The sequence below is a fragment of the Nocardia sp. NRRL S-836 genome (genome assembly GCF_001279525.1).
In the GTDB taxonomy this organism is placed as follows: domain Bacteria; phylum Actinomycetota; class Actinomycetes; order Mycobacteriales; family Pseudonocardiaceae; genus Lentzea.
Window position 1 is genome coordinate 1 of the sequence record NZ_LGDY01000164.1, and the last position, 23,794, is coordinate 23,794.

Annotated in this window: 18 protein-coding genes; 8 read left to right on the forward strand and 10 right to left on the reverse strand. The window is 70.8% G+C overall.

The genetic code is table 11. The annotated features are described in order from the left end of the window. Positions 1-429 precede the first annotated feature (429 nt). Positions 430-3,957 carry an FkbM family methyltransferase gene (locus ADL03_RS41915; protein WP_053739224.1) on the reverse strand — a complete coding sequence of 1,176 codons (3,528 nt, stop codon included), beginning with the start codon at positions 3,955-3,957 and terminating at the stop codon, positions 430-432. 19 nt (positions 3,958-3,976) lie between these two features. Then, the gene (locus tag ADL03_RS41920) at positions 3,977-5,320 is read right to left on the reverse strand and encodes a glutamine synthetase family protein (RefSeq protein WP_053739225.1); all 1,344 of its coding nucleotides are present in this window, start codon (positions 5,318-5,320) and stop codon (positions 3,977-3,979) included. Positions 5,321-5,445: 125 nt separating this feature from the next. Between ADL03_RS41920 and ADL03_RS41925 the strand changes: the two genes are divergently transcribed. Both ADL03_RS41925 and ADL03_RS41930 read left to right on the forward strand, forming a co-directional pair. Then, entirely contained in the window at positions 5,446-5,997 is a 552-nt protein-coding gene (locus ADL03_RS41925) for an LppX_LprAFG lipoprotein (protein ID WP_197289130.1), read from the forward strand. Between the two features lies 1 nt (position 5,998). Continuing rightward, positions 5,999-7,510: an MFS transporter gene (locus ADL03_RS41930; RefSeq protein WP_053739227.1), complete on the forward strand. Its 1,512-nt coding sequence runs from the start codon at positions 5,999-6,001 to the stop codon at positions 7,508-7,510. Here the strand turns inward: ADL03_RS41930 and ADL03_RS41935 are convergent. Beyond that, a complete protein-coding gene (locus tag ADL03_RS41935; protein ID WP_063798894.1) occupies positions 7,465-8,988 on the reverse strand; it encodes an alpha/beta fold hydrolase in 1,524 nt (507 codons plus the stop codon). The two genes, ADL03_RS41930 and ADL03_RS41935, sit on opposite strands and share 46 nt — an antisense overlap. Next, entirely contained in the window at positions 8,985-10,550 is a 1,566-nt protein-coding gene (locus tag ADL03_RS41940; protein ID WP_082373986.1) for an alpha/beta hydrolase, read from the reverse strand. Before ADL03_RS41940 ends, ADL03_RS41935 begins: the two co-directional genes overlap by 4 nt. Positions 10,551-10,579: 29 nt before the next feature. On the opposite strand from ADL03_RS41940, the gene ADL03_RS41945 reads away from it, so the two are divergent. The 3 genes from ADL03_RS41945 (at position 10,580) to ADL03_RS41955 (ending at position 14,454) form a co-directional block, all read left to right on the forward strand. After that, a complete protein-coding gene (locus tag ADL03_RS41945) occupies positions 10,580-12,295 on the forward strand; it encodes an NAD+ synthase (protein WP_053739228.1) in 1,716 nt (571 codons plus the stop codon). A gap of 318 nt (positions 12,296-12,613) precedes the next feature. Next, a complete protein-coding gene (locus tag ADL03_RS41950; protein ID WP_053739349.1) occupies positions 12,614-13,804 on the forward strand; it encodes a sensor domain-containing protein in 1,191 nt (396 codons plus the stop codon). 2 nt (positions 13,805-13,806) lie between these two features. Further along, positions 13,807-14,454: a response regulator transcription factor gene (locus tag ADL03_RS41955; protein WP_053739229.1), complete on the forward strand. Its 648-nt coding sequence runs from the start codon at positions 13,807-13,809 to the stop codon at positions 14,452-14,454. Between the two features lie 52 nt (positions 14,455-14,506). Here the strand turns inward: ADL03_RS41955 and lysX are convergent, their stop codons facing one another. Next, complete coding sequence (gene lysX, locus ADL03_RS41960; RefSeq protein ID WP_082373987.1) at positions 14,507-17,815, reverse strand: bifunctional lysylphosphatidylglycerol synthetase/lysine--tRNA ligase LysX; 3,309 nt, start codon at positions 17,813-17,815, stop codon at positions 14,507-14,509. On the opposite strand from lysX, the gene ADL03_RS41965 reads away from it, so the two are divergent. Further along, on the forward strand, positions 17,777-18,616 hold the full coding sequence (locus tag ADL03_RS41965) for an alpha/beta fold hydrolase (protein WP_063798895.1): 840 nt from the start codon (positions 17,777-17,779) through the stop codon (positions 18,614-18,616). The two genes, lysX and ADL03_RS41965, sit on opposite strands and share 39 nt — an antisense overlap. On the opposite strand, the gene ADL03_RS41970 is transcribed toward ADL03_RS41965, so the two are convergent. Then, positions 18,594-18,956, reverse strand: a complete 363-nt coding sequence (locus tag ADL03_RS41970; protein ID WP_053739232.1) for a VOC family protein — start codon at positions 18,954-18,956, stop codon at positions 18,594-18,596. The genes ADL03_RS41965 and ADL03_RS41970 overlap by 23 nt on opposite strands. A gap of 125 nt (positions 18,957-19,081) precedes the next feature. Between ADL03_RS41970 and panB the strand changes: the two genes are divergently transcribed. Further along, positions 19,082-19,948, forward strand: a complete 867-nt coding sequence (panB, locus tag ADL03_RS41975; protein WP_053739233.1) for a 3-methyl-2-oxobutanoate hydroxymethyltransferase — start codon at positions 19,082-19,084, stop codon at positions 19,946-19,948. Between the two features lie 67 nt (positions 19,949-20,015). On the opposite strand, the gene ADL03_RS41980 is transcribed toward panB, so the two are convergent. After that, positions 20,016-20,873, reverse strand: coding sequence for a glutathione S-transferase family protein (locus ADL03_RS41980; protein WP_053739234.1), 858 nt, complete (start codon positions 20,871-20,873; stop codon positions 20,016-20,018). Between the two features lie 18 nt (positions 20,874-20,891). On the opposite strand from ADL03_RS41980, the gene pip reads away from it, so the two are divergent. Beyond that, positions 20,892-21,833 carry a prolyl aminopeptidase gene (gene pip, locus ADL03_RS41985; protein WP_053739235.1) on the forward strand — a complete coding sequence of 314 codons (942 nt, stop codon included), beginning with the start codon at positions 20,892-20,894 and terminating at the stop codon, positions 21,831-21,833. Here pip and ADL03_RS41990 read toward each other — a convergent pair. Genes ADL03_RS41990 through npdG form a run of 3 tightly spaced genes read right to left on the reverse strand, consistent with a single transcriptional unit; the run spans position 21,830 to position 23,740 of the window. Beyond that, positions 21,830-22,264, reverse strand: a complete 435-nt coding sequence (locus ADL03_RS41990; protein ID WP_053739236.1) for an RICIN domain-containing protein — start codon at positions 22,262-22,264, stop codon at positions 21,830-21,832. The two genes, pip and ADL03_RS41990, sit on opposite strands and share 4 nt — an antisense overlap. 49 nt (positions 22,265-22,313) lie before the next feature. Beyond that, entirely contained in the window at positions 22,314-23,075 is a 762-nt protein-coding gene (locus ADL03_RS41995; protein WP_053739237.1) for a helical backbone metal receptor, read from the reverse strand. Next, complete coding sequence (npdG, locus tag ADL03_RS42000) at positions 23,075-23,740, reverse strand: NADPH-dependent F420 reductase (protein WP_053739238.1); 666 nt, start codon at positions 23,738-23,740, stop codon at positions 23,075-23,077. Before npdG ends, ADL03_RS41995 begins: the two co-directional genes overlap by 1 nt. Between the last annotated feature and the right edge of the window lie 54 nt (positions 23,741-23,794).

A 23,794-nucleotide genomic window follows, 5' to 3' on the forward strand; every position in this document is an offset into this window, starting at 1 on the left:
AGCTACTCAAAGGAATACTCCTGACGAGGAGTATTCATATTACTGGCTGTGTTATCGGCACGCTGTTGAGTTCTCAAAGAACACGCGCTCACCGGATCCGATCTCCGTTTCCGGAGACTTTCTCTCGGGGCTTGTGTCGAAAGCTTAGCTCGTTCGTTTTCGCTTTGTCAAATCGGCCGTTTTGGCTTCTTCGGTGCGGCGCAAACTCGCTTCGCATTCAGTTTTTGCTTGGTTCAGAAGTTATCCGACTGGCTTTTCCGGTGTCAAATCGGGATCATTTTCAGATCCCGGACAGCCCGGTAGGCCGTTCATTTACTTCTGGGGGTTTGACGCCGTGAAACCTTACCCGGCCCGATCCGCAGTGTCAACCGCTCGTTCCGGGGGTCTCGCTTGCGACCCGGAGAAAGTTACTCACCGGGACGGGCGGTGTCAAATCGCCTGGTCAGCGGGCTGTTTGATCGGCACGGAGGGCGGCGGAGCCGTCGGCTTGGCGCCGACCGGACGCGGTCGCAGCCACAACGTGACCGACCGCAGACCCTCCATCGCCCGCACGATCTGCTCGGGAGCGGCCGGTTGACGGGTGGCCAGCGGCACCAGGTCGTAACCCCAGATGCCGAACTCCTTGAGGACCGTCACCGGATCGTCACCGAAGTCGGCGGTCGCGGTCGCGGAGAACTCCAGGAACACCTGCGGCCGGTCCCTGCGCAGCAACCGGACCAGCCCGGCCAGTGCGCGATGACCGCGTCCGGGGGTGTCGACCCGCACGACCGAGAGCTTCATCCCCTGCGCCAGGGCGATCTCGTCGAGCTCCTTGTCCAGGCGCACCGCCCGCACCCGCGGGACGTCCGCACCGGCGTCGGCCGGCAACGGCACCACCGACACACCGCCGGTCAGCGTCGGCGCGGCCGCGAGCTCGCCCGTGCTCTCCCACGCGGCGCCCTCGATCACGGTCATCCGCGCGGCCACCGCGGCGGGCAGGTTCGCCGTCACGTTGTGCCGAAGCAACGCGGCGGCACCCGGATCGGGCTCGACGGCGACGACCGCGCCCATCAGCCCGAGCCGTGACAACACCCGGACCGAGTGGTAGCCGACGTACGCGCCGACGTCGAGGAAGATCCCGTCCGGCTCGATCTGCGCGTCCAGCAGTTCGGCGAGGTCCGGTTCCCACACGCCGTTGGACGACAGCAGCGGCAGCATGAACGCGTCGTCGGCGGGCAGCCGCAGCAGGCCCGCGTCGCACAGCACCAGTGAGCTGCGCACCCCCGGCACGTCGGCGGAGGTCTCGTGCTGGCGCACGACCACGCGCCGCAACGCGTCCGCGGTCTGCTGTGCCTGGTGAGCGGCACGGGTGACGGCGTCCAGGCGGGTGTCGCGCTCGCGGAAGACCTCGACGACCCGCGACTCCAGGGCGTCGATCCGGTCGAGCGTGCGGTCCAGCGCCACGGTCAGCTTGTCGATCCGCTCGGCCAGCACGTCGCCGGTCTTCGCGCGCTTGGCCGCCTCGGCGACGACCGCGTCCTCGATCTCGCGCAGCCGACGGCCCTGACCGGCCAGGTCGGCGCGGACCCTGACCACGCCGTCGTCCACGCCGACGAGCTGGTCGCCGAAGTGCGACTGCCGTGCGGCGACCTGGTCGACCTCGGCGCGCAGCAGCTCCAGCTCGCCCGCGCCGACACCGGCCCGCAACGCGTCCTGCCGGTTGACCAGCTCGGACACCGTGCGTTCGACGCCGTCGACGAGGGTGTGGAGCACCTCGCGCATGTGGTTGTCGTAGTGGTCCAGCGCGCGCAGCATGACCTTGCGCAGCGCGGGCGCCATGGGCGTGCGGTGAGCGGATCCCACGTCGGGCTGGCGCAGCAGGGCGTGTTTGGCCGACTGCAGCGCGAGCAGCGGGTCGATCTCGGGCCGCGGCTTCGGCCGGCGTGCCCGCCACCCCCGGTAAGAGTGCTCGACGCGCTCGCGGAGGATCTCGCCAACGCGTGCGACGGACCGCACGGACAGCACGTGCTCCCGTGCGGCAACACCCAGTGCCGCCGCCGTGCCGAGGTCGTCGGCCAGGGACCGCATCAGCTTCGCGGCCGCCTGCACGTCGGGTTCCGCGCCCTGGTGGCACGGCACGAGCACCGCGGTCTTGCCGAACAGCTCGGCCACCGCGCCGTGGTCGGAGGCCAGCACGGGGATCCCGCGCACGGCGAGCTCGGCCAGGCGCAGTGCGATCCGGTCGTCCGCGCCGCCGCGGTGCAGTGACACGACGACGTCGGCCGTCTGGCACACGTCGAAGTCCTCGGCCAGGGAGATCCGCTGGTCGGAGGAGGTGGCGAGGCGCAGCCGCTCGGCGGCCTCCGGGTGGTCGTACGCACCGGTCACCGCGATCTGCAGCGACACGTCGGTGCGGTCCGGGAACGCGGTCAGGAACGCCGACACGACGCCGAGCACGTTGCCCGGCCTGTCCAGCGCGTGGTCCGCGATGGCCGCGAACACCACCACCGAGCCGGCCTCGTGCTCACGCGCTCCCACGTCGTGGACGGGCACCGGGACGACGCGCACGACCGGTCCGCCGGGGCGTTCCGCGGCAGCGCGTGACGCCTCGGACGACACCCACAGCTCGTTCACGCCGGTGCGGTCGTCGGCCGGTGACGCGTCCAGCGCGACGTCGACGACGAACCGCCCGTCCGGCACCTCCTCGTCGGACGTGCGCACGACGACGGGGTAACCGGCGGAGTCGGACACCGGCAGCCCGGACGCCCGCGCGGCCGCGAGCACCAGCTCGGCGAGCGGCCCGCTGCCGACGACGGACACGCCGAGCTGGTCGAGCAGCGCCGGGCCCTCGGTCCGCGGCTGCGGCACGGCGGGCACGGGCAGCCGCCCGGAGGCCACACCGGCACCGGCGCACCACTCCCGCCAGGCCTCGAAGTCCGCGCCGAACGGCGCCGGGAACTGCTGTTGCAACGCGGGGTCGGCGCGCCACACGGCGTCCGCCCAGCGCGTGCCGCCCTGCTCGGTCTGCTCGCACGCCCAGATGAGGAACCCGCCACCGCCGTCCGCGCCGAACGCCGGCAGCGGTGTCGGCGAGGTGGCCCGGTAGTCGGCGCGCAGCTCGGACGGGATGACCGTGCCGTCGATCAACGTCCCGAACCGGTAGGGCACCGGGGCCGTGGTCCACCCGCAGCGCACCAGCTCGGCGCGGTAGGCCGTGCACAGCTCGGCGACCAGGGGGTGCTCGGACAGCAGCACGCGCGGCCGTTCGACGAACTCGGCCGACAGCATCCACGGCCGCAGCGGGTCGAAGCCCGCGAAGTGCACGGTCAGCAGGTCCTCGCCGATGACGGTCAGCGAGCCGGACTCCGAGCGGTGCAGCGGCCGGTCGGCCACGTTCCACACCGACAGTCCGACCCGTGCGTCACGCACGACGTGGTGCGGCACGATCGCCGGCATGTCCAACGAACCGAGGTAGGGCTCGGAACCGGGTCCGACCGCGATGAAACCGGGGTCGAACGCGCCGTGCTCGTGCAGCTCCCACGGTCCCGGCTGCAACCCGTCGTCCGGCAGCGGCCGCAGCGTGCGCGGCAGCAGCACGACCGGCGCCGTGCGCAACGCCTCCAGCACCAGCTTCGTGACCGACCCGAACACCTGCACCCACGGGTCGAGGTAGAGCACCGGCATGCCCTGCTGCAGCAACGCCTCCAGCAAGCGCGGCAGCACCGCCGCCTTCAGCCCCGCCGCGTCCAGCTCGGTGGCCAGCACGTGCAGCTCGACCTCGGACACACCGATCTCGAGCGGGGTGATGAGGCCGGGACCGACGTGCTCCGGCTGCGCGTCGACGACCAGCGCGACGAACCTGCCTTCGGGGTGCTCCGCGAGGAAGGAGCTGGACAGCACCTTCACCGCGGGCAGCTCCGCGGCCGTGGCGACCGTGCACGCGCAGATCGTCGGCTGGAACTCGGGTACCTCAGTCACGGAGAGCAACGTAGCGGCCTCACAGCACGGGAAGAAGTGTGCGCAACTCGTACGGGGTGACGCTACGACGGTACGCGTCCCACTCCGTCCTCTTGTTGCGCAGGAAGAAGTCGTAGACGTGCTCGCCGAGCGCTTCCGGGAGCAGCTCCGAGTTCTCCATCTCGGTGAGCGCCTCGCCGAGGTTCTGCGGCAGGTTCGCGTAGCCCGCGGCACGGCGTTCGCGGTCGGTCAGCGACCACACGTCGTCCTCGGCGGGCGGCGGCAGCTCGTAGCCCTTCTCGATGCCCTTGAGGCCGGCGGCCAGGATCACCGAGTACGCCAGGTACGGGTTGCACGCGGAGTCCAGCGTGCGGACCTCGACGCGGCGCGACGACGACTTGCCCGGCGAGTACATCGGCACGCGGACCAGCGCGGAGCGGTTGGCGTGGCCCCAGCACACGGCCGTGGGGGCCTCGCCGCCGACGATCAGGCGCTTGTAGGAGTTGACCCACTGGTTGGTGACGCCGGAGATCTCGCGCGCGTGCTTGAGGATGCCCGCGACGAACATCTTGCCGATGTCGGAGAGCTGGTAGGGGTCTTCCTCGTCGTAGAACGCGTTGCGGTCGCCCTCGAACAGCGACAGGTGGGTGTGCATGCCCGAGCCCGGCTGGTCGGAGAACGGCTTGGGCATGAACGAGGCGCGCACGCCCTGCGTGATCGCGACCTCCTTCACCACGTACCGGAACGTCATGACGTTGTCGGCCATGGTCAGCGCGTCGGCGTAGCGCAGGTCGATCTCCTGCTGGCCGGGCGCGCCCTCGTGGTGGCTGAACTCGACGGAGATGCCCATGGCCTCCAGCGCCTCGATGGCGTGGCGGCGGAAGTGCGTGGCGGTCTCGTGCGAGGTCTGGTCGAAGAACCCGCCGTTGTCGGCGGGGACCGGCTCGCTGCCGTCGCCGGGCAGGTCCTTGAGCAGGAAGAACTCGATCTCGGGGTGCACGTAGCAGGTGAACCCGGCCTCGCTGGCCTTCGACAGCGTCCTGCGCAGCACGTGGCGCGGGTCGGCCCACGACGGGGAACCGTCCGGCATGGTGATGTCGCAGAACATGCGCGCGGAGTAGTTGTTGCCCTCCGGCGTCTGCCAGGGCAGCACCTGGAACGTGGCGGGGTCCGGCTTCGCGACCATGTCCGACTCGTAGACGCGCGCGAAGCCCTCGATGGCGGAGCCGTCGAAGCCGATGCCCTCGCTGAAGGCGCCTTCCAGTTCGGCGGGTGCGACCGCCACGGACTTCAAGAAGCCGAGGACGTCGGTGAACCAGAGCCGGACGAACCGGATGTCGCGTTCCTCGAGCGTGCGGAGCACGAACTCCTGCTGGCGGTCCATAACGCGCAGCCTAAGGCCTGGGGGGACTCTACGATCAACGCATGTCCGCCCGTTGGTTGTCGGTTTGCTTACTCGCCCTGCTCACGAGCTGCACCTCAGGCGGGGATCTCCCCGATGGTGCGACCTTGCTCTCGAAATCGGCGGAGGCGATGCGCTCGGTGTCGAGCGTCCACTTCTCCATCAAGGTCGACGGGGAGCTCCCGGACGTGCCGGTGAAGGACGCCGACGGCGACCTCACCTCGGCCGGGGAGTCCAAGGGCAACGCGAAGGTGACCTTCGCGGGTCAGCTGCTGTCCGTCGAGTACGTGCTGACCGGCGGGAACCTGCACTTCAAGGGCCCGACCGGCGGGTACACGAAGCTGCCGGCGGCGTTCGCGGGCCAGGTGTACGACCCGTCGGCGATCCTGAACCCGGACAAGGGCGTGGCGAAGGTGCTGGCCGCGGCGAAGGACCCGAAGACCAAGTCGTCCGGTGACGTGTCCGTGGTCGAGGCGACCGTGCCGAAGGACGTGGCCGCGGGCCTGGTGCCCGGCATCTCCGCGGACGTGAAGGCGACGTTCTCGATCGACAAGGACTCGATGCTGAAGAACGCGCTGTTCGAGCTGCCCGGCGGGCAGAAGGTCGACGTCGGGCTGAAGGACTTCAACAAGCCCGTCACGGTGACGGCACCCGCATAACGTGCGCAAAGTAGCCCTCGCCGCGTCCGGCGCGGCCGTGCTTCTGGGTGCGTTGGACGCGTACGTCGTCGTCGGCGTGCTCACGGACATGGTGCGCGACCTCGGCATCGCGGTGAACCAGCTGGAGCAGGCCACGCCGATCGTCACCGGGTACCTGCTCGGGTACGTGGCGGGCATGCCGTTGCTCGGGCAGCTGTCGGACCGGCTGGGGCGGCGGTTCGTGCTGCAGGTGTCGCTGCTCGGGTTCCTCGTGGGGTCCGTGGTGACGGCGCTGGCGGCGGACGTGCCGTTGCTGGTGCTCGGCCGGGTGGTGCAGGGGCTCGCCGGCGGTGCGCTGCTGCCGGTGACGATGGCGCTGGTCGCGGACCTGTGGGAGGCCGGGAAGCGGTCGGCCGCGCTCGGGACCGTGGGTGCGGCGCAGGAGCTCGGGTCGGTGCTCGGCACGCTCTACGGCATCGGGGTGGCGTCGCTGTTCAACGCGATGCCGTTGTTCGAGGCGTGGGAGCCGCAGAGCTGGCGGTGGGTGTTCTGGGTCAACGTGCCGTTGGCGGTCATCGCGATGGTGATCGTGCAACGGACCGTGCCGAACACACGGCGTCCTGTTCGGATCGACGTCGTCGGCGGTGTGCTGCTGGCCGTGGCGTTGTCGCTGCTCGTGGTGGCCCTGTACAACCCGAAGCCCGCCGAGTCGGTGCTGCCGTCGTGGGGCTGGCCGGTGCTCGGGGCGGCCCTGGTGGTGCTGGCGGGCTTCTTCGGGTGGGAACGCCGTGCCGCCGTGCGGCTCATCGACCCCGAGGGCGTGCGGTGGGGGCCGTTCTGGGCCGTGCTCGGGGTGTCGCTGGCGGCCGGTGCGGCGTTGATGGTGACGCTGGTCGACGTGGAGCTGTTCGCGCAGACGGTGCTGCGGCGGGACTCGGCCGCGGCGGCGACGCTGCTGACCCGGTTCCTCGTGGCGCTGCCGGTCGGTGCGGTCCTGGGTGGACTGCTGGCCGGCCGGGTCGGTGACCGCTGGGTGTCGTTCGGCGGTCTGGCGATTGCATCGGTGTCGTACGTGTTCATCGCGCGGTGGCCCGCGGATGTCAGCGGGCTCGTGCTCACGCGGGACCTCGCGATCGCCGGGTTCGGGCTGGGCCTGGTGATCGCGCCGCTGTCCGGTGCGGTGCTGCGGGTCGTGCCGCCGATCCGGCACGGGGTGGCGTCGGCGTTCGTCGTCGTCGCGCGCATGACGGGCATGCTCGTGGGCGTGGCGGCGTTGTCCGCGTGGGGACTGCACCGCTTCCGCGAGCTCACAGCAGACCTGGCCACCCCGCTGCCGTTCGGGGTCGAGCCCGCCGAGTTCCAGCGGCAGTTCGCCGAGTACCAGCGCGGGCTCACCGAGGCGCTGCTCACCGAGTACCACGAGATCTTCCTGATCACGTCGGTGATCTGCGCGCTCGGAGCGCTGGGCTCGGTCTTCCTGCCCGGCCGTCAGCAGACCGGGTCGGTCTCCGGCAACCTCAGCTCCACCAGGTAGTTCGTCGCCACCCCGTCCACGCAGCCGATGCCGGCCAGGAACGCCGTGTGCTGGTTGCCGTTGTAGGTCAGCAGCCGCGCGCCCAGTGCGGCCGCGAGGTCCACACCGGACTGGTACGGCGTGGCCGGGTCGCCGGTGGTCGAGATGACGAGCACCTGCGGCAGCCCGGTGACGTTCGGCGGATGCGGTTCCGACGTGTGCGGAGCGGGCCAGAACGCGCACGGGCCGAGGGCGGCGTCGTCGGTGGGGACGGTGTCGTTGCCCAGGATCTCCAGCAGTCTGCGGCGGTTGGACTCCAGCGTGGCGCGGTCCTTGACCGGCGGTTCGTCGACGCAGCGGATCGCGACGAACGCGTCCTGGATGCGCGAGTACGTGCCGTCCTGGGCGCGGCCGAGGTACTGGTCGGCGAGCTGCAGCAACGTGGTGCCGCGGTTGGCGCGCAGCTCCTGCAGGCCCTTGAGCGCGGTCTCCCACAGCCGGTCGCTGTACATCGCCTGGATGATCGCCGTGTTCGCGTCCGAGTGCGACAGCCTGCGGTCGCCGACGGCCAGCGGTGCCTTCTTCAGCGGCTCGATCAGCTGCCGGAACTTCGACTCGGCGACGCCCGTGTCCTTCCCGATGGGACAGTCGCGTTGCGCGCACCAGCCCGCGAACCGCTGGAACGCCTGCTCGAAGCCCTGCGCCTGGCGGGCCGCCGCGTCCACCTTGTCGCCGTCGACGGCCACCGCGCCGTCGAGCACCATCGCGCGCACGTTGCGCGGGTACATCTCGGCGTACAACGTGCCGATGCGCGTGCCGTAGGAGTAGCCGAGGTAGGTCAGCTTCTTCTCGCCCAGCGCGGCACGCAGCACGTCCACGTCCCGTGCGACGTCACGGGTGCCGACGTTGCGCAGCAGGTCGATGCCGCTGCGCTGGGCGCACTTGTCGACGAAGAACCTGTTCTCCGACTCCGTCTGGCTCGCGTTCTCGCCCCTGGGCCGCAGCCGCTGGGCGTCCCGTTCGGCGTCGGTGAGGCACTGCACGCGCGGCTGGCTCGCCCCGACGCCGCGCGGGTCGAAGCCGACCACGTCGAACCGCCTGCCGACCGGGTTGTTCGGCTGCATGTTCGCGACGTGCGTCATGCCCGAACCACCCGGACCGCCGGGGTTCACCACGAGCGAGCCGACCCGGCGCTGCTGCTCGGCGGCGGGCCGACGTAACAGCGCGATCGTGATCGTGCCGATGTCCGGCTTCTCGTAGTCGAGCGGTACGTACAGCCGTGCGCACTGGATGCCTTCGCGTTCGAACAGGCCCTTGCTCTTCGCATCGGTCGCGTAGGGCTGGCACGCGCCCCACGACAACGCCTGCGCGTAAAAGCGTTCGATGCCCTTGCGCGCGGCGACCGCGCTGCCGTCGATGCGCGCGTAGGACGTGGACGTGCCGAGAACGACGATCAGGGCGAACAGGGCCGCGGTGACTCGGGACCGCCGCTTCGTCATGGGGCGCACCGGGTTCCGTCGGCGGGCAGGGTCTGGTCGATCAGGTACTTCACGCCCGCCGCGTCGACGCACGGCTGACCCTGCAGGAACACGGTGTGCTGGACGCCTTCGAACGTGAGCAGCCGCGAGTTGAGCGCCTTGGCCAGGTTCACGCCGGCCTCGTACGGCGTGGCCGGGTCACCGGTCGTGGAGATGACCAGCAGCGGCGGGATGCCGTCGGCCTTGGGCGGGCCGGTGCGGGCGGACACCGGTGCCGGCCAGAACGCGCACGCGTCGAGCGCCGCACCGGGCGGGTTGCCGTCGTCGAGGAACGGCGCGGCGGCCTTGTACTGCCGGGCGGTCTCCAGCAGGGCGTTGCGGTCGGTCAGCCGCGGGTCGTCGACGCAGTGCACGGCGCTGAACGCGTCCGTGATGGTCGAGTAGCCGCCCTGGTCGTCGCGGTCGTAGTACGCGTCGGCGAGGCGCAGCAGCATCGCGCCCTTGCCGTTCTTCAGCTCGTTGAGCCCCTGCAGCAGCAGCGGCCACAGCTGCTCGGAGTACAACGCCTGGATGGCCGCGGTCATCGCGTCGTTGTAGGACAGCTTGCGGTTGCCGACGTCGACCGGCTTGGCGATCAACGGCGTCGTGAGCTGCCGGAAGCTCGTGTTGGCGTCACCGCTCAAAGGACAGTCGTCCTTCTCGCGGCACCACTTGATGAACTCGTCGAACGCCTTCTGGAAGCCGGCACCCTGCGCGACCAGCGACTGCAGCTGGTCCTGGGTCGGGTCGACGGCGCCGTCGAGGATCAGTGCGCGCACGTTCTGGGGGAAGGTCTCGGCGTACTCGGTGCCTATGCGGGTGCCGTACGAGTAGCCGACGTAGCTCAGCTTCGCGTCGCCGAGCGCAGAGCGAAGGACATCCATGTCCTTAACTACGTCCCGCGTGCCCATGTTGGCGAGCATTGACGCACCGAATTTTGTCCCGGCGGCACACTTCTCGGCATACGCCCTGTTCTCCTGCTCCGTTTGGGCGATTCCGGCCGGAGAAGTGTCGATGTCGAGGTCCAGCCGCTCCGCGTCGCGCTCGGAGTTGGACAGGCACCTGACCGCCGGCTCGCTCGCGCCGATGCCCCGCGGGTCGAACCCGATCAGGTCGAACCGTTTCGCGAGGTCGGTCTTGCGGTAGTCAGAGACCATGCCCGCGGCCGAGGCCATGCCGGACGCGCCGGGCCCGCCGGGGTTGGTCAGCAGCGAGCCGATCTTCTGGCCGGTGGCCCGGTACCGCAGGACGCCGATGGTGATGGTGTCGCCCTCGGGCTTGGCGTAGTCGAGCGGCACCTCCAGCCGGGTGCACTCGACGTCGCGCTTGGTGCCGTAGGCCTGCCGGCTCGAGCCGGTCGTGGCGAACGGCGCGCAGTCCTGCCAGGCGAGCTGCTGCCCGTAGAACTTCTCCAGGCCCGCGGGGACGGTGCCCGCCGGGCCGGGCTTCTCGAAGGTCACGCCGGGCTTGGCATCCCCTCCGACGATCGAGGTGCACGAGGCCAGCAGGGGAATGACGAGCAACACGCTCAAGAGACGGACCACAGCCCGATGGTATGGGAGATGATGAGCACATGCCGCAGCTACGCATCGCGCTCGCCCAGGTCAACGCCACTGTGGGCGACCTTTCCGGCAACGCCGCGCTGGTCGTGGAGTGGACCCGCAAAGCCCGTGAGGGCGGCGCCCACCTCGTGGTGTTCCCCGAGATGGTGCTGACCGGCTACCCGGTCGAGGACCTGGCCATCCGCACGTCCTTCGCCCGCGCGTCCGCCGAGGCGCTGGAGGCGCTGGCGGTCTCGCTCGACGACGCGGGCCTCGGCTCGGTGGCCGCGGTCGTGGGCTACCTGGAGCACGACTCCGTCGGCCCGCGCAACGCCGCGGCGGTGCTGCACGGCGGGCGTGTCGTGGCACGGCAGTCGAAGCACCACCTGCCCAACTACGGCGTGTTCGACGAGCGCCGGTACTTCAAGCCGGGGTCCTCACTGGACATCGTGCGGATCAACGGTGTCGAGGTCGGCATGGTGATCTGCGAGGACCTGTGGCAGGACGGCGGCCCGATCACCGCGCTCGGCGACGCCGGCGTCGACCTCGTGGTCTCACCGAACGCCTCCCCCTACGAGCGCAAGAAGGACGACGCCCGGCTGCCCCTGGTGGCCCGCCGCGCCGCCGAGGCCCACGCCCCGCTGGCCTACTGCAACCTCGTCGGCGGCCAGGACGAGCTGGTGTTCGACGGCGACTCGCTGGTCGTCGGCGCGGACGGCCAGCTGATCGGGCGTGCGCCGCAGTTCGTCGAGCACCTGATGCTGGTCGACTTCGACCTGCCGGAGTCCGCGGCATCGCGGGAGCAAGGGCAGGTCGGCGACTTCTACGTGCGCCGGGTGTTCGTTTCGGACGCTGTTCCGGCATATGAGCCGCTGCCCGCACCGCGCGTGTTCGAGCCGCTGTCCGATGAGGCAGAGGTGTGGCACGCGCTGGTGACCGGTCTGCGTGACTACGTGCACAAGAACGGCTTCCGGTCCGTTGTGCTCGGTCTGTCCGGTGGCATCGACTCGGCCGTGGTCGCGGCACTGGCCGTGGACGCCCTCGGCGCCGACTCGGTCTACGGCGTCTCGATGCCGTCGTCGTACTCGTCGGAACACTCCCGTTCGGACGCGTCGGACATGGCCGCGCGCACCGGCCTGCACTTCACCACCGAACCGATCGGCGACATGGTGTCCGTGTACGTCGAACAGCTGAAGCTCACCGGTCTGGCCGAAGAGAACATCCAGGCCCGATGCCGCGGCATGCTGCTCATGGCGTTGTCGAACCAGCACGGCCACCTCGTGCTCGCGACCGGCAACAAGTCCGAGCTCGCCGTCGGCTACTCGACCATCTACGGCGACGCGGTCGGCGGCTACGCGCCGATCAAGGACGTGCTGAAGACGCTGGTCTGGGACCTGGCCCGCTGGCGCAACGCCGAAGCCGAGAAGCGCGGCGAGACCCCGCCCATCCCGGAGAACTCGATCTCCAAGCCGCCGTCGGCCGAACTGCGCCCCGGCCAGGTCGACTCCGACTCGCTGCCCGACTACGAACTCCTCGACGACCTGCTCGACGACTACGTCGAAGGCGACCGCGGGTACGACGACCTGCTGGCCGCCGGGTTCGAGCCGGAGCTCGTGGACCGGGTGCTGCGGATGGTGGACAAGGCCGAGTACAAGCGGCGGCAGTACCCGCCGGGGACGAAGATCTCGAACAAGGCCTTCGGGCGGGACCGGCGGTTGCCGATCACGAACGGGTGGCGTGAGGGCTGAGCCCCTGCCCTGGTGGGGTCGGAGGCTGTGAGGTCGGAGACGGCGAGGTCGGAGGCTGTGAGGTCGGAGGCGGCGGGGTCGGAGGCGGTCTGACCTCGGCGGACCGCTCCGGCCGTCACTCCTTCGGGTGGTCGTTGTCCTGATCCACGCCCGGCCCCGTCTCTTCTCATGTCCTGAACACCTGGTCATCCCCGCCCGCCGAATGAGGAAGCGCGGGGGTGGGCGGGTGTCGGCCAGAGGCAGGGAGGAGGGGTGGCCGCCGGGGAGTGGAGCCTGCTCTACCGCGAACGGACCGGCCGGGTGGCTACGTTTGCACGCATGAAACGGATCTGGGCCGCGCTGGTCTACCTCGCGACCGGGTTGCTGACCGCGATCGCCGCGTGGCTCGCGCTGAGCGTGTTGCTGCTGTCCGTGGTCGTGCTGCCGTTGCTGCCGGTCACCGCTCCGCTCATCCGCAGGATCGTGGACGTCGACCGGTGGCGGCTCGCGCGGTACACCGGCACCGGGGTGCGGGAGCAGGAGCCGCTCGACGGGCCGTGGCTGCACCGGGCGCAGCGGGTGCTGGCCGACCCGGCGAGCCGGCGCGACGGGTTGTGGTTGCTGGTACACGCGCTGGTCGGCACGGTGTTCGGGTCGATCGCCATCTCGATTCCCGGGTCGCTCGTGCAGCAGCCGGTGGCGGCGTTGCTGTGGTGGGTGGTGCCCGGCGGGATCGAAAACTCCTTCGGCATCCACATCGACTCGTGGGCGAAGGCGTCGCTGAGCGTGCCGATCGCGCTCGTGCTCGCGCTCGTCCTGACGCAGCTGCCGCGGCTCGCGGACGTGGACGCGCGGTGGGCGAAGAAGTTGCTGGCGCCGCCGCGGGCCTCGCTGGAGACGCGGCTGGCCGAGGTCGTCGCCACGCGGGCGGCGGCGTTGCAGGCGCACGGGGCGGAGCTGCGGCGGATCGAGCGGAACCTGCACGACGGCACGCAGAACAAGCTGGTCGGGGTCGTGATGATGCTCGGGATCGCGGAGCGGTCGTTGCACCAGAACCCGGACAACGCGTTGAAGGCGTTGATCAGGGCGCAGGACGCGGCGGGTGATGCGTTGGAGGAGCTGCGCAACGTCGTGCGCAGCATCCACCCGCCGGTGCTGGACGACCTGGGGCTCGACGGCGCGATCCAGGCGCTGGCGGCGCGGTGCCCGGTGCCGTGCATGCTGCAGGCCGACCACCTCGGACGGTTGCCGGCGGCGGTGGAGGCGGCGGCGTACTTCGCGGTGGCCGAGGCGCTCACGAACGTGGCCAAGCACAGCGGGGCCCGGCACGCGTGGGTCAGCCTCGGGGTGGACAGCGAGCGGCTCACCGTCGTGGTGCACGACGACGGCAAGGGGGGTGCCGACGAGAAGCAGGGCACCGGGCTGGAAGGTATCCGGGGGCGGGTCGGGGCGTTGGACGGCACCGCTACCGTGTCGAGTCCCGAGGGTGGCCCGACCGTGCTCACCGTCGTGCTACCGATTGGGAAGTGACCATGCGCATCGTGATCGCCGAAGACGACGCGTTGCTCCGCGAGGGGCTGACGCTGTTGTTGCGCAACGAGGGCCTCGACGTGGCCGCGGCGACGGACAACCCGGACGACTTCCTCACGGCCGTGGCCGAGCACGAGCCCGACATCGCCGTGGTGGACGTGCGGATGCCGCCGACGTTCACCGACGAAGGCCTCAGGGCCGCGGTCGAGGCGCGCAAGCGGCACCCGAAGCTCGCGGTGCTGGTGCTGTCGGCGTGGGTCGAGCAGAGCTACGCGCAGGAACTGCTGGCCGGCACGTCCGGCGGCATCGGCTACCTGCTGAAGGAACGCGTCGGCAAGGTCGCGGACTTCCTGGAGTCGCTGCACCGGGTGGCCGCGGGCGGCACGGCACTCGACCCCGAGGTGGTGTCGCAACTGCTGGTGCGCCGCAAGTCCGACGACGCGCTCAGCGGGTTGTCACCGCGCGAGCGCGAGGTGCTCGGGCTGATGGCGCAGGGACTGTCGAACGCGGCCATCGGCGACCGGCTCGTCGTCAGCCCCGGAGCCGTGCACAAGCACATCGGCAACATCTTCCTGAAGCTCGGCCTGAACAGCGAGGACGGGGCGGGTGACCGGCGCGTGCAGGCCGTGCTCGCCTACCTGGACCACTGAAGCCGACGCGGTGGGCCCGGCGCACGGAGCCCACCGCCCGCAACGCCACGGCTCAGGTCGGCCGCACGAACGGGAACAGCACGCTCTGCCGGATCGACGTCCCCGTCAGCATCATCAGCAACCGGTCGACGCCCATCCCGAGCCCGCCCGTCGGCGGCATGCCGTGTTCCAGCGCCCGCAGGAAGTCCTCGTCCAGCTCCATCGCCTCGACGTCACCGGACGCGGCCTTCAGCGACTGCGCCTCCAGCCGGCGGCGTTGCTCCAGCGGGTCGGTGAGCTCGGAGTACGCGGTGCCGATCTCCGCGCCGAACGCCACCAGGTCCCACCGCTCGGCCAGCCGGGGGTCGGTGCGGTGGCGGCGGGTCAGCGGGGACACCGAGGTCGGGAAGTCGATGTAGAACGTCGGGGCCACGGTGACGGGCTCGACGAACGAGTCGTAGGCCTCCTGCACCAGTTGCCCGTGGTCCCAGTCCTCGTTGACCTCCACGTCACGGGCGGCCAGCAGTGAGCGCAGCTCCGCCACCGGCGTCGACGGGGTGATCGAGGCGTCCAGGGCCGTGGACACCGCCGTGTACACGGGGATCACCGGCCACTCCCCCGACAGGTCGAACGTGCCGTCCGGGCGTTCGGCCACCTCCGCGCCGAACGCCTCCCGTGCCGCGTGCTGGACCAACTCGCGCACGAGGTCCAGCATCACGCGGTAGTCGGCGTAGGCCTGGTAGGCCTCCAGCATCGTGAACTCGGGGTTGTGGGTGGCGTCGGCGCCCTCGTTGCGGAAGTTGCGGTTGAGCTCGAACACCCGGTCCACGCCCGCCACGCACAGCCGCTTCAGGTACAGCTCCGGTGCGATGCGCAGGTACATGCGCATGTCGTAGGCGTTGATGTGCGTGACGAACGGCCGTGCGTTCGCGCCGCCGTGTACCGCCTGCAGCATCGGCGTCTCGACCTCCAGGTAGGACCGCTCGTGCAGGAACTCGCGCACGCTGCGGATCACGTCGCTGCGCAGCTTCAGCAGGAACGCCGAGTCGGGGTTCACGACCAGGTCGAGGTAGCGCTGGCGGACCCGCGCCTCCGGGTCGGCGAGGCCCTTGCGCTTGTCCGGCAACGGGTGCAGGCACTTCGCGGTCAACGTCCACGAGGTCGCGCGCACCGAGATCTCGCCCTTGTCGGTCTTCATCACCGTGCCGGTCACGCCGACGTGGTCGCCGAGGTCCACATCGGACTTCCACGAGCCCAGCGCGTCGCCGAGCGAGTCGGCCGTGAGCATCAGCTGGATCTCGCCGCTGAAGTCCCGCAGCCGCGCGAAGCACAGGCCGCCCATCTCGCGCAGCGCCACCACGCGGCCGGTGACGGAGACCTCCTCGCCGAAGCGTTCGCGGGCCGCGGCGAGCAGGTCCGTCCGCGCGAAGCCGACCGGGTACGGGTCGACGCCCTCCGCCATCAGCCGTTCGACCTTCGCGATCCGGACGCGGACCTGTTCCGGGCGGCGCACGGGCTTGGGCTCCACCTTGATCGCGTCGATCTCGGCGACCCGTGCGGCGAACTCGGAGCTCACGTCGGTCTTCTGCAACGCCCGCTTGCGCAGCGACCGCAGTGACGGCACGAAACCCTCGGCCACGCCGGCGGCGATGCTGACCCGCGGCAACGACCGGGACCGCTGGTAGCAGAGGAACCGCGGCTCCCACTCCGGCAGGTACTTGGCGTTCGAGCGGTACAGCGACTCCAGCTGGAAGAACCGCGACGCGAGCGACAGCACCCGCCGCCACGCCCGCAGCACCGGCCCGGCGCCGATCTTCTCGCCCTCCTCGAACACCGCGCGGAACATCGCGAAGTTCAGCGAGATCCGCTGCACGCCGAGGTGTCCGGCGGCCGCGGCGAGCTGGGCGACCATGTACTCGTTCAGGCCGTTCTCCGCGCCGCGGTCGCGGCGCATCAGGTCCAGCGACACGCCCCGGCGGCCCCACGGCACGAACGACAGCAGGCCGCGCAGGGCACCGGAGGCGTCGTAGGCCTCGACCATCACGCACCGGCCGTCGCTCGGATCTCCCAGGCGCCCCAGCGCCATCGAGAACCCGCGTTCGGTCTCGGCACCGCGCCAGGCCGCCGCGAGGTCCAGGATGGACGCCATCTCGTCCGGCGCGATCTCGCTGTGCCGGCGCACCCGCGTGGTGTAGCCGGCGCGTTCGACGCGGGACACGGCCTGGCGCAGCCCGCGCCGTTCCGGGCCGGCGAGGTTGAACTCGCGCACGTCCAGGACCGCCTCGTCACCGATCTCCAGCGCCTTGAGGCCGGCGTCGGTGTAGACCTGCGCGCCGCGTTCGGAGGCACCGAGGACTCCGGGCATCCAGCCGTAGGTGCGGGCCTCGGCCAGCCACGCGAGCACCGCCTCCGGCCACGCCTCCTCGTCGCCGATCGGGTCGGCCGAGGCGAGCGTCACGCCGCCGATCACGCGGTAGGTCAGCGCGGCCTTGCCGGAGGCCGCGAACACGACGCTCTTGTCCCGGCGCGTGGCGAAGTAGCCCAGCGAGTCCGGCTCGCCGTCGGCCGCGAGCAGCCGGCGCACGTCCAGCTCCTGCTCGGGAGTGATCATGCTCTGGGTGCGCACGCCGCGGAAGAACAGGTACAGCGCGCGGATGGCGACCAGCGTGCCGCCCAGTCCCAGCAGCACGCTCAGCCACTGCGGTCCCTCGGGGATGTCCAGCCGGCCCAGCCGGACGACCTCACCGGTGACCTGGTTCGCCGCCCACGCGAGCTTGTCGAGCGGCTGCACGAGCTTGCCGGGGAAGAGCTCCGCGAGGTTCCAGCCGAGCAGCACCAGCGCGATCATCCCGAGCACGAACGACGCGAGCGCCTTGCGCCACGCGCCGCGGGCCAGCCTCGCCGGGAACGCGCCGCGCACCCCCCACAGCAGCGCCACGAACAGCACCGAGGTCGCGACCCCGACGCCGAGGAACACCCAGTAGTCCGCCTCCTCGGCTCCGCCCTCCAGGACTTCTTCAGGTTCGACGGCCAAGATCAGCATGGTGGACAGCACGGCGAGCAGGCCCAGCACCTGGAAGAGCAGCAACGCCAGCAGTGCGGCACGCTTGTGCCTGCGCAGCGCCGCTCCGAGCACGAAGAACACCAGGGCGATGAAGAGGTTGCCGTCGATGGGCAGGCCGGTGAGGTACCCGACACCGTCGGCGACGTCGGTGAACCAGCTGTCCTCCGGCAGGATCACGCGCAACAGCGACATCACCCCGGCCAGCTGCACGATCGTCGCGATCCAGCCAGCGACCTTCCACTGCCACGCCGGTGCCACATCAACTCCCGAGGTCTGCGGATGACGGCCATGATCCCCTCTTCGGCGGGCCGGGTGCATGTCGCCTCCTCCGGGCGTGTTGACCGGCCGGTCGTGGTGCTCAGCTCCGGGCTGGGCGGGGCGTGGTTCGACTGGGACCGGACCGTGCGGCTGCTGGAACCGCTCGCCAGGGTGGTCGTGTTCGACCGGCCGGGCCTGGGCATGAGCGGTCCGCCGCGGCGCGGGCCGTCGCTGGCGCGCGAGGTGGCGGTGCTCGACGCGGTGCTGCGCGGCATCGGGCAGGCGGTGCTGGTCGGGCACTCGATGGCGTCGATGCACGTCGAGGCCTACGCGCGGCTGCGGCCGCACCGGGTGCTGGGGGTCGTGCTGCTCGACCCGGACACGGAGATGCCGGGGGCGGGGGCGCCGTTCGACGTGTCGGCGGTGTTCGCGCAGGTCTTGCGCGCGTTCGGCAGCCGTTGGCTCGGTGCGCGCCTCACGCGGCGGTACGGGCACCGGTTCCGCAACGCGCTGACCGAGCTGTTCACGCTGGGGGCGACCGATCCGGCGCCGCGTGAGCTGGTCGAACTGGTCTACCGGCGGCCCGGTGTGGGCCGCGCCACGCTGGCCGAGCTGGCGTCCTACCCCGGTCAGGTGGCGGCGCTGGAACGGCTGCGGTCACGCCGTGCGTTGCCCGAGGTGCCGTTCCTGGTGCTCACGGCCGGGCGGAGGATCTGGCCGGAGCACCGGTCGCTGGCCGCCCTCGTGCCGTGGGGGCGCAACGTGCCGGTGCCCGGCAGCGGACACATGGTTCAGATGGATCGCCCGGACGCCGTGGTCATGGCCGTGCGGGACGTGCTCAGGGCTCTGCCCTGCCGCTGAGCAGGCAGAACTCGTTGCCCTCCGGGTCGGCGAGGGTGTACCAGCTCACGTCGTCGCCCTGGCCGATGTCGACGCGCGTCGCGCCGAGCTCCAGCAGCCGCGCCAGCTCCTCGTCCTGCGAGCGGTCGGTGGCCTTGACGTCGATGTGCAGGCGGAGCTTCTGCAGCTTGGTGTCGGAGTTCTTGAGGAACAGCAGCGTCGTGCGGCGGTCGGGCGGAGCGATCTCCACCAGGACGTCCTCGCGGTCGACCACCTCGTAGCCGAGGACCTCGCACCAGAAGGCCGCGAGTCGTTCCGGATCGGTGCAGTCGAGAACAAGCTCGGTGATTCGTGATGCCACGCGTGTGACGGTAACCGCATCTACAACCGGTTTCCGGTCAACGGTGCCACTCTGGGTTCCGGCAACCGTGCACAAAGCGCCCGGGGACTCGCAGTGGCGGGCCTCGAGGAAAGGAACGGTCGACGATGACCAATGCCGAAGTTTCCGCGCCCTACGGCTCCGGAGCGGGCCAGAGCGCTCCTCAGAAGGCTCCCGCCAAGCGCGTTCGCGTCCACCACCTGCGTGAGATGAAGGAACGCGGCGAGCCGTGGCCCATGCTCACGGCCTACGACACGTTCACCGCCTCGATCTTCGACGAGGCCGGCATCCCCGTCCTGCTGGTCGGCGACTCCGCGTCGAACACGGTCTTCGGGAACGACACCTCGCTGCCGGTCACGGTGGACGAGCTGCTGCCGCTGGTCCGCGCGGTGACGCGGTCGGTGAAGCGCTCCCTCGTGGTCGCCGACCTGCCGTTCGGCTCCTACCAGGTGTCGGTCGAGCAGGCCGTGGCCACCGCGGTGCGGTTCATGAAGGAGGGCCAGGCGCACGCGGTCAAGCTGGAGGGCGGCGCCTACTTCGCGCCGCACATCCGCGCGATCACCGCCGCGGGCATCCCGGTCATGGCGCACATCGGTTTCACCCCGCAGTCCGAGCACCAGCTCGGCGGCTACCGGGTGCAGGGCCGCCACGAGAACCACGACGTGGTCGTCCAGGACGCCATCGCGGTGCAGGAGGCCGGTGCGTTCGCGGTCGTGCTGGAGATGGTGACCGCCGAGGTCGCCAAGCAGATCACGCACGACCTGGTCATCCCGACCGTCGGCATCGGCGCCGGCCCGGACACCGACGCCCAGGTGCTCGTCTGGCAGGACATGATGGGCCTGAACCGCGGCAAGGCGCCCCGGTTCGTGAAGCGCTACGCGGACATCGGGAACATCATGCTGGGTGCGGCGGCCGAGTTCGCGAACGAGGTGCGCGGGCACCAGTTCCCCGGCCCCGAGCACACCTTCCACTAGTCGCTGTGGTCACGCGGGGGCCCCGCGTTCCCTTCAGGGGTACGCGGGGCCCCCGCGTGACACCGGGCTAGCGGGTCCAGACCCGCGGGTCAGGGCCCGCCGGCACGATGCCGGTCGGGTTGATCTGGTGGTGCGTCACGTAGTAGTGGCGCTTGATGTGGTCCCAGTCGACCGTGTCCCCGAACTGCGCGTAGAGGCGTTTCGCGTACGCCCACAGGTTCGGCATCTCGGTCAGCTTGTTCCGGTTGCACTTGAAGTGACCGTGGTAGACGGCGTCGAACCGCACCAGCGTCGTCCACAGCCGGATGTCGGCCTCGGTGAGCTGCTCGCCCACCAGGTACTCGTGGGCGGCGAGGTGCGCCTCGATGCGGTCGAGCTCGGCGAACAGCTTCCCGTACGCCTCCTCGTAGGCCTCCTGTGACGTGGCGAAACCGGCCTTGTAGACGCCGTTGTTGACGTTGTGGAAGATCGGCTCGATCCAGGCGTCGATCTCGGCGCGCAGGTGCTCGGGGTAGAGGGTGCTCGCCGGGTTCCACCGCAGGCTGAGGTCCAGGGTGAGCTGCGGGTAGTCGTTGGTGACGACCTCGCCGGTGGTGGTGTCGACCAGCGCCGGGACGGTCACGCGGCCGTCGTGGCCGGGGTCGGCTTTTTCGTAGGCCTGCTGGAGGAAGTCGATGCCGAGGACGGGATCGGTCCCGGCGAACCGCCAGCCGCGCTCGTCGCGGATCGGGTCGACGACGGCGAGCGAGATCGCGTCCTCCAGGCCGAGGAGCTTGCGCACGATGACCGCGCGGTGCGCCCACGGGCAGGCGAGGCTGACGACGAGCCGGTAGCGGCCGGGTTCCGGTTCCGGGCGTGCGGTGAAGCGGTTCGGCTGCCGGACGAACGCTCCCGTGGTGGACGTCTCCTTCGTGAACTGCGCCATGTCGTCGACGATAGGCCCATGTACCCGCAGATCGAGCCCCACGCGTCCGGCAGGCTGGACACCGGCGACGGCAACCTCGTGTATTGGGAGGAGTGCGGCAACCCGTCCGGCAAGCCCGTGGTCTTCCTGCACGGCGGCCCCGGCGGCGGTTGCTCGCCGTCGCACCGGCGGCTGTTCGACCCGGAGGTCTACCGGATCGTGCTGTTCGACCAGCGCGGGTGCGGGCGTTCGCTGCCGCACGCGTCCACGACGGGCGACCTGTCGTCGAACACGACCTGGCACCTGGTCGCCGACATGGAGCGGCTGCGCGAGTCGCTGGGCATCGAGCGGTGGCAGGTGTTCGGCGGTTCGTGGGGGTCGACGCTGGCGCTGGCGTACGCCCAGACGCACCCGGACCGCGTCACGGAGCTGGTACTGCGCGGCATCTTCACGCTGCGGAAGTCCGAAGTGGACTGGTACTACCGCGGTGGGGCGGCGAACCTCTTCCCCGACCTGTGGGAGCAGTTCACGGCGCCGCTGACCGGCCTGTCCGGCGACCCGGTGGAGCTGTACGCGCGGCTGCTGGCCGACCCCGATCCCGCGGTGCACGGTCCGGCGGCGGTCGCGTGGAGCACGTGGGAGGGCTCGACGGTGACGTTGCTGCCCCGGCCGGAGCTCGTGGCGGAGTTCGCGGTGCCGTCGTACGCGCTGGCGTTCGCCCGGATCGAGAACCACTACTTCGTGCACGGCGGCTGGTTCGAGGAGGGCCAGCTGATCCGCGACGCCGGCCGGCTGGCCGGGATTCCCGGTGTGATCGTGCAGGGGCGCTACGACGTGGCGACGCCCGCGGTGTCGGCGTGGGACCTGCACAAGGCGTGGCCGGGGTCGGAGCTGGTGCTGGTGCCGGACGCCGGGCACGCCTACGACGAACCCGGCGTTCTCGCGGCCCTGCTGGCGGCGACGGACCGGTTCCGCGACTAGCGCAGACCGGCCCAGCGGGCGCTCGCCGTGCCGCAGGGGGCGACGGTGACCTGCGCGGTCAGGCACTTACCGCTCGGGAGGTTGCGGAACTGGAACGAGGTGCCGGTGGTGGCGACGCGGCGCCAGCGCTGGGTGGCGCTGGTGCCGCACGCCTGGCCGACGACGTCACCGGCGCCGGTCGCGGCGAGGCAGCGGCCGGTGGCCTCGTTGTGCGGCCAGTCGCTGTCGCTGACCGGCACGATCCACCGCTGGTTCGCCGCCGACCGGCCGCACGTGCGCAGCGCGATGCCGGTGCCGGTGCCGGTGTCGGTGAGGCAGCGGGTGGTGCCGGAGAGCTGGTACTGGACGACCGGCTCGGCGTGGGCCGGTGCGGAGCACAGCGTGGTGACGGCGGCGGCCGTGGCCGCGATCGCGAAGATCCTCTTCCCCATGCGGCAGAGCCTGGCAGCGATCACGGACCGGTGAATCCCCCGAACGTCGTCAACCCAGGCCGTGGCCCAGTGCACGTTCGAGGCTCGCCCTCGCCTCCACGAGGGAGGGGCCGTACCACGTGAGATGACGGCCGTTGACGAGCACGTACGGCAGGCCGGGGAAGCTCTCCGGGCCGTCTTCGTGCGTGAACGCGTACGGCTCGTCGGGCAGGACCACCAGGTCGGGCCGGTGCTCGTTGAGCTCGTCGAGACTCGGCCGCGGATAACGCTCCTCGTGCCCGGCGTAGACGTTCTCGACACCGAGCCGCCGCAGCACGTCCGTGGCGAAGGTGTCGCGGCCGACGACCACCCACGGGCGGCGCCACACCGGGACCACGGCGGTGAGCCGGCGCGGTGCGGTGTCACGCCACAGCTCCTCGGCCTCGACGAGCCAGTCCGGTTCGAGGTCCCAGGCGGTGGCGAAGAGCCGCCGCAGCGACGCCAACGCCATCGGCACGCTCGTCGGCGCCTCGGTCACCCAGACCTGGACACCGTTGGCGCGCAACCGGTCCACGTCCTCGGCGCGGTTCTCCTCCGAGTTCGCGAGGACGAGGTCCGGCCGCAGCGCCAGCACCCTGTCGACGTCCGGATACTTCGAGCCGCCGACCCGTGGGACGTCCAGGCCGGACGGGTGGGTGCAGAAGTCGGTGGCGCCGACCAGGGTGCCGGGCAGGCTGACCGCGACGGCCTCGGTGATGGACGGCACCAGGCTGACCACCCGCCGCGGCTGGTCGGCCACGACGGGCTCGCCGAGGTCGTCGGCGGGCAGCATCAGACGCCCGTGATCTTCAGACCGGCGTGGGTCTTGTAGCGGCGGTTGACCGCGATGAGGTTGGCGGTGAACGCCTCGACCTGGTGGGCGTTGCGCAGCCGGCCGCCGTAGACGCCGCGGAAACCGGGCACCAGCTCGGCCAGCGCGCGCACGGTGTCGGTGGCCTCGCGGTCGTCGCCCAGCACCAGCACGTCCATGTCCACCTCGGACACCGAGAGGTCGGCCAGCAGCACGGCGGACACGTGGTGGAACGCCGCGGTCACCCGTGACTCCGGCAGCAGCAGCTCGGCCTGCTGGGCGGCGCTGCCCTCGGTGACCGGCAGCGCGAACGGCCCCTGCTTGTCGAAGCCGAGCGGGTTCACGCAGTCGATGACGATCTTGCCGGCCAGCTGGTCGCGCAACGACGCCAGCAGGTCACCGTGCCCGTCCCACGGCACCGCGACGAGCACGACGTCGGAGTCGGCCGCGCAGTCGGTGTTGTCCGCACCCCTGACGTCACCACCGGCGACGTCAGCGATCTCCTTGGCGGCGAGCTCCGCCCGTTCGGCGCTGCGGGAACCGATGATCACCTTGAGACCGGCCTTGGCCCAGCGGATGGCCAGCCCCTTGCCCTGGGCCCCGGTGCCGCCCAGCACGCCTACGGTGAGGTCACGAATCTCTGTCACCCCTGCATCTTCACACGGCCCGCCGGAGGCAGGCGGCCCAACGTGACCTTGCGC

Coding starts and splice junctions, on each gene's coding strand:
- ADL03_RS41920 (WP_053739225.1), bottom strand. CDS start 5,320: ATGGACCGCCAGCAGGAGTTCGTGCTCCGCACGCTCGAGGAACGCGAC.
- ADL03_RS41935 (WP_063798894.1), bottom strand. CDS start 8,988: ATGACGAAGCGGCGGTCCCGAGTCACCGCGGCCCTGTTCGCCCTGATC.
- ADL03_RS41945 (WP_053739228.1), top strand. CDS start 10,580: ATGCCGCAGCTACGCATCGCGCTCGCCCAGGTCAACGCCACTGTGGGC.
- ADL03_RS41950 (WP_053739349.1), top strand. CDS start 12,614: ATGAAACGGATCTGGGCCGCGCTGGTCTACCTCGCGACCGGGTTGCTG.
- ADL03_RS41955 (WP_053739229.1), top strand. CDS start 13,807: ATGCGCATCGTGATCGCCGAAGACGACGCGTTGCTCCGCGAGGGGCTG.
- ADL03_RS41965 (WP_063798895.1), top strand. CDS start 17,777: ATGACGGCCATGATCCCCTCTTCGGCGGGCCGGGTGCATGTCGCCTCC.
- lysX (WP_082373987.1), bottom strand. CDS start 17,815: ATGCACCCGGCCCGCCGAAGAGGGGATCATGGCCGTCATCCGCAGACC.
- panB (WP_053739233.1), top strand. CDS start 19,082: ATGACCAATGCCGAAGTTTCCGCGCCCTACGGCTCCGGAGCGGGCCAG.
- ADL03_RS41980 (WP_053739234.1), bottom strand. CDS start 20,873: ATGGCGCAGTTCACGAAGGAGACGTCCACCACGGGAGCGTTCGTCCGG.
- pip (WP_053739235.1), top strand. CDS start 20,892: ATGTACCCGCAGATCGAGCCCCACGCGTCCGGCAGGCTGGACACCGGC.
- ADL03_RS41990 (WP_053739236.1), bottom strand. CDS start 22,264: ATGGGGAAGAGGATCTTCGCGATCGCGGCCACGGCCGCCGCCGTCACC.
- ADL03_RS41995 (WP_053739237.1), bottom strand. CDS start 23,075: ATGCTGCCCGCCGACGACCTCGGCGAGCCCGTCGTGGCCGACCAGCCG.